Here is a 4591-nt window from a genome sequence, read left to right as displayed (position 1 = left end):
TATAAGTATATTATTTCTAATATTAGAATACTCAGAACCAATAATTGTTAAAATTCAATTAAAATTATAACTTTGTTTTGATAACTTATTTTTCAAAAAAATAGATAGTTCTTCTTTTGTTTTTATTTTAGAATTTTTAGAAATTATGTTAATAAATAATGTTATAAAACAATCTTCTTTATAATTTTCAAAATTTTTTGTTGGTTGGTTTAATTTACAATGCAAGTAATAATAATCTTTGAAAAAATCTATTTCAGATTGAGTAATAAAATTAAAATTTCCCATTTCATCCTTAAAACTTATTTTTACTATAATATTCTATGTTTCTTTTAATAAAATTAATTTCAGTTCCTTCTTTATTTACATTATTTGGTACAATTATTTCTTTTTTCATAAAATAGTTCCTTTTTTAACATAGAGATATAATATCATAATTTACTAAATTATGTTAATTTTACAAAAAATATTTTTTATTTTATGTTATTATTTAATTAATAGATTTGTTGCACTTGCATTTACAATTTACAATAAAAAATATTAAATATAAAATAATATTTAATATTTTTAAAAAACAAGGAAAGGAAACAAACAATGAAACGATTATTAGTAATCTTAGGAGCTTTCGGGTTAACGGCGACTGGTGCAACATCAGTAGTTGCATGTAATAACAAAAATGTTGCAGATAATGATTTATTAAAAGTTAAAACAATTACTGCCCCATCAGTAGTAACTGCGGTTAAACCAGAAAGTGTAACAAAAGATGAAGTTAAAACAGCTTTAGCAGCAAATGTATTATTAGCAGTACAAGGAATTGCTAAATCAGCAAAAGCAGATGATTTTACATATGATGTTTTTAAAGATAACAAAGGGACTGCATATAGTAATGTTAATTTAAAAACAGGAACAGCAGATGTTTATGTTAAAATTACTGCCGCAAAAGGTAAAAAAGTTGTTGTTAATTCATCAGGATATATTAAAATAACTTTGCCAAAAGAAGGAACAGTAGATAAAAAGGATATTACAGGGACAACAGTGGTTGATCCACAATTAACAGCTAATACAAGTCAGAAATATTCTGATTTGTTAAAAGAACAAGGTTTAATTACGGCAGTTATTGCTGGGATTCAAGCAAAAACTACTCTTAGTACAGAAGCAACAACAGATTTTACTTTAACAAGTGATAAAACTGCTGATGCTAATCAAGCAGCTGGTGCTGTTAAAATTACTGTTACTGCAACAGGAGGATCAACCAAAATTTCAGGAACATTTGATTTTACAATTACTCTAAAATAATAATTAAATCAAACAGAAACACTATTAGAAAATAGTGTTTTTTATTTGCAAAATAAGAGATCCATTAAATTTTTGTTAGACTTTAAAAAGCAATTTAATCTAACATCTAATCCAAAATGCTTGGTTTTTTCGTTATTTTAGGATATACTTATTAGGTTGTTAAACTTTAATTTATTCTGTTATCCAAAATAATGCCAATATGTGAATTCAACAGGCGTAATGTTAAAAAACAACTAAACTATTTTATACTAACTATTTAAAGGAGACTAAATGAATTTTAATACACTAAATTTATCCCCAGCTTTAGAACGAATGATTACTAAGATGGGATATACCAATTTAACGGAAATCCAAGAGAAAGCTATTCCAGTTGTATTAAATAATCAAGATATTATTGGGAAGAGTCATACCGGAACTGGTAAAACAGCAGCTTTTCTTTTACCAATTTTGCAAAGACTAGACCCACAATTAAAACGGCCACAAGCTATTATTTTATGTCCAACAAGAGAATTGGCAATGCAAGTAATTGATCAGGTTCGAAAATTTGCAACTTATTTAGAAGGGGTTAATGCAACATTATTATGTGGTGGTTCTCATTTACAACGTCAAATTTATTCATTACGAAAAAGTAACATTGTTGTTGGAACACCAGGACGAATTGCTGATCATATTAACCGTAATACATTACGATTGAACACAATTAAAACAATTGTTTTAGATGAAGCAGATGAAATGCTAAAAATGGGTTTTAAAACCGAACTTGATAAGGTATTTGAGAATGCTCCTAAAAAATATCAAACATTATTATTTTCAGCAACAATGCCAAAACAAGTGCTAGAAATTGCTAATAAATATCAAAATAATCCTGTTGAAATTGTTGTAACAAAAAATGCTACCGAACAAAATAATATTACCCAGTATTATGTTGATGCAATTTCTTATCGTAAAGAAGATGTGATAATTGCTTTATATAAGAATTTACAACCAAAACGAAGCATTATTTTTTCTAATACAAAAGCTTTTACTGATAAAATTGCTAAAATGCTTGCAACAATTGGAATTACTAGTTGCGTTATTAACGGTGATAAGCGCCAACGTGAACGATTGCAAGCAATGCGATCATTTCGAGAAGGAAAAGCAACGGTATTAGTTGCAACTGATGTTGCTGCCCGGGGAATTGATATTGATCAAATTGATTATGTTTTTAATTATGATATTCCAACAGAACGAGAAAGTTATATTCACCGCATTGGTCGCACAGCCCGCGCAGGTGCGACAGGTGTGGCAGTAACGATTGTTTCTAATCGCAATGATTTAAATGAAATTAAACATTTAGCACAATATCAAAAGAAAAAAATTGAACTATTTGATATTACTGGCTATGATTTAAAAGAAAAAACAAAAGAATCAAAAAATTTTGGTGGGAATTACAAACAGGCAGATTCTAAACAAAAAAATAATAATAGTAAATATCATAATTCTTATAAAACTGATCGTGGTAACTTTAATAAGAGTAATGCCCCACAATTTGGAAAAAATAACAAAAGAAAAAATAAGAAATTTTCAAAAAACAAATCAAAATTTAACTAAATTTTAATGAAAACAAAGAGGATCCTCCTCTTTTTTATATATAGTGGATTGATTTTTAATTTGTAAAAAATAATAAATTATTATTTTAAGCAGCACAACAACTATTACATTATATGGTTGTAAAAATACTGGTGATTATCAAAATGAAATAATTTTTCTTAATAAAATTATCAAAAACCAAGATTTAGGAATTTTGGCAAATAGCAATTCCACAACAATTTTTGCTAGTTTAAAAAAAGCAAATCCGAATCTTATTTTAGAAGAGATTGAAATCAAATTAGGGTCGGTGACTAATAAATCGTTTATTATTCAAGCTATTAAGAACTCAACAATGTATCAAGGGGAAGTTAAAGTTAATTTTCGGATTAATAACGAAGGTACTGAACAAAATGATAATTTACTAATTGGTTATTGATACGAATGAGGTGGCACAAATCAACAAAAGCCAGAATTATGAGAAATTGATGCAAGGTATAATGTAATTATTGTATCCTTTCTTTATACTGATCAACCATATCAAATGCCAACTTTTGTTGCTCAAAATCCAGTTAATTTAAAGAAGGGGATTAAAGTACAACATGAAAAAGGCCATAAAGTTTTGATTTCAATGGGTGGTCAAACTGAGAATAGTATGCGTTTTCGTCAAAACCAAAAAGATGATTTAAAAAAAGCATTTAAAAGTGTTGTTAATGAATATGAATTTGATGGGGTTGATATTGATTGAGAAGGAGAATGTTTACAAGATAACGAATCAAAACAAACAACAGCTATTGCTTTAAAAGAAATTAAACAAGAATGACAAGCAACAAAAAAGAAAGAATTTTATATTACAATGGCCCCAGAATTTCCTAATCTATGTAAAACATCAGCAATGTCTTATGAGATATTTCTGACCGTCTTAGCAGGATTCTATAATTGAATTCATCCGCAATTTTATAATGGTTGAGCTGATGGCGTTTTTGTTGATTCACAAGATGCGAAAGAATTGTGTCTAACTCCGGGGATGGTTATTAGTAATGATAATAATGAACTTCGTGGTGAATTTTATTATCTATTAATAAAATATATTACAACAGGTCAAAGCCAGTATAATAATTTTTTACAAATTGATGCTGATAAATTAGTAATTGGTGCATCAACAAGTGAACCAGCTGGTCGTGGCGCCGCGACAAAAGCAGCAATTAATCAAGCTTTTGTTTTATTAACAAAAAATAATATTATGATTCGTGGTCTGATGACTTGAGCAATTAACTTTGATTATCCATTAAATTGAACTTTTGCTAATTGATGAAGTTTAACATGAGGGAAAAACTAGTTTTATTTTTAAGTTAAGGGCTTTTTTTGCTAAAACTAATTAAGATCTTGGAAGGATATGTTAATTAGTTTTTATTTTTTTCTAAACAATTGATGATTTAGAAACGAGCAAATAATATGATAATTTATTTAAATATTTTGCAACTATTTTGATAAAAATAAAAATAATAGAATAAAACAAGTATTAATTTAAAATAGTGCTACAATAGGGTTGAGGTTTAGCAACTTTGTAGAAACCACACACATTTTGTACTTTTGTGGTATTTACATTTTTATAAAATAAATTTTATTAATATTTTAAATAAGGAGTTGAAATTATGCAAACAAAGCAGTATTTAATTTTGCGGTCGTTAGTGAAAAAGTATGGTAAAGATATTGTTATTAATACTGTTAA

3 protein-coding genes are annotated in these 4591 nt (G+C 27.2%); all 3 read left to right on the top strand.

What is annotated here, in order from left to right; genetic code table 4:
* Positions 1 to 591 precede the first annotated feature (591 nt).
* Positions 592 to 1293 (top strand): spiralin lipoprotein, encoded by a 702-nt coding sequence (locus TS70_RS05925; RefSeq protein WP_127092291.1) that lies wholly within the window; start codon positions 592 to 594, stop codon positions 1291 to 1293.
* Positions 1294 to 1563: 270 nt separating this feature from the next.
* Positions 1564 to 2883, top strand: a complete 1320-nt coding sequence (locus TS70_RS05920; RefSeq protein ID WP_040093597.1) for a DEAD/DEAH box helicase — start codon at positions 1564 to 1566, stop codon at positions 2881 to 2883.
* A gap of 193 nt (positions 2884 to 3076) precedes the next feature.
* Positions 3077 to 4198, top strand: a complete 1122-nt coding sequence (locus tag TS70_RS05915) for a glycosyl hydrolase family 18 protein (protein WP_198049698.1) — start codon at positions 3077 to 3079, stop codon at positions 4196 to 4198.
* Positions 4199 to 4591 lie beyond the last annotated feature (393 nt).

The organism is Spiroplasma sp. hyd1, assembly GCF_016082235.1.
GTDB classification, from domain to species: domain Bacteria; phylum Bacillota_I; class Bacilli_A; order Mycoplasmatales; family Mycoplasmataceae; genus Spiroplasma; species Spiroplasma poulsonii.
Note: the sequence above shows the minus strand (reverse complement) of the source record. Positions and strands in the feature narration are given on the sequence as shown.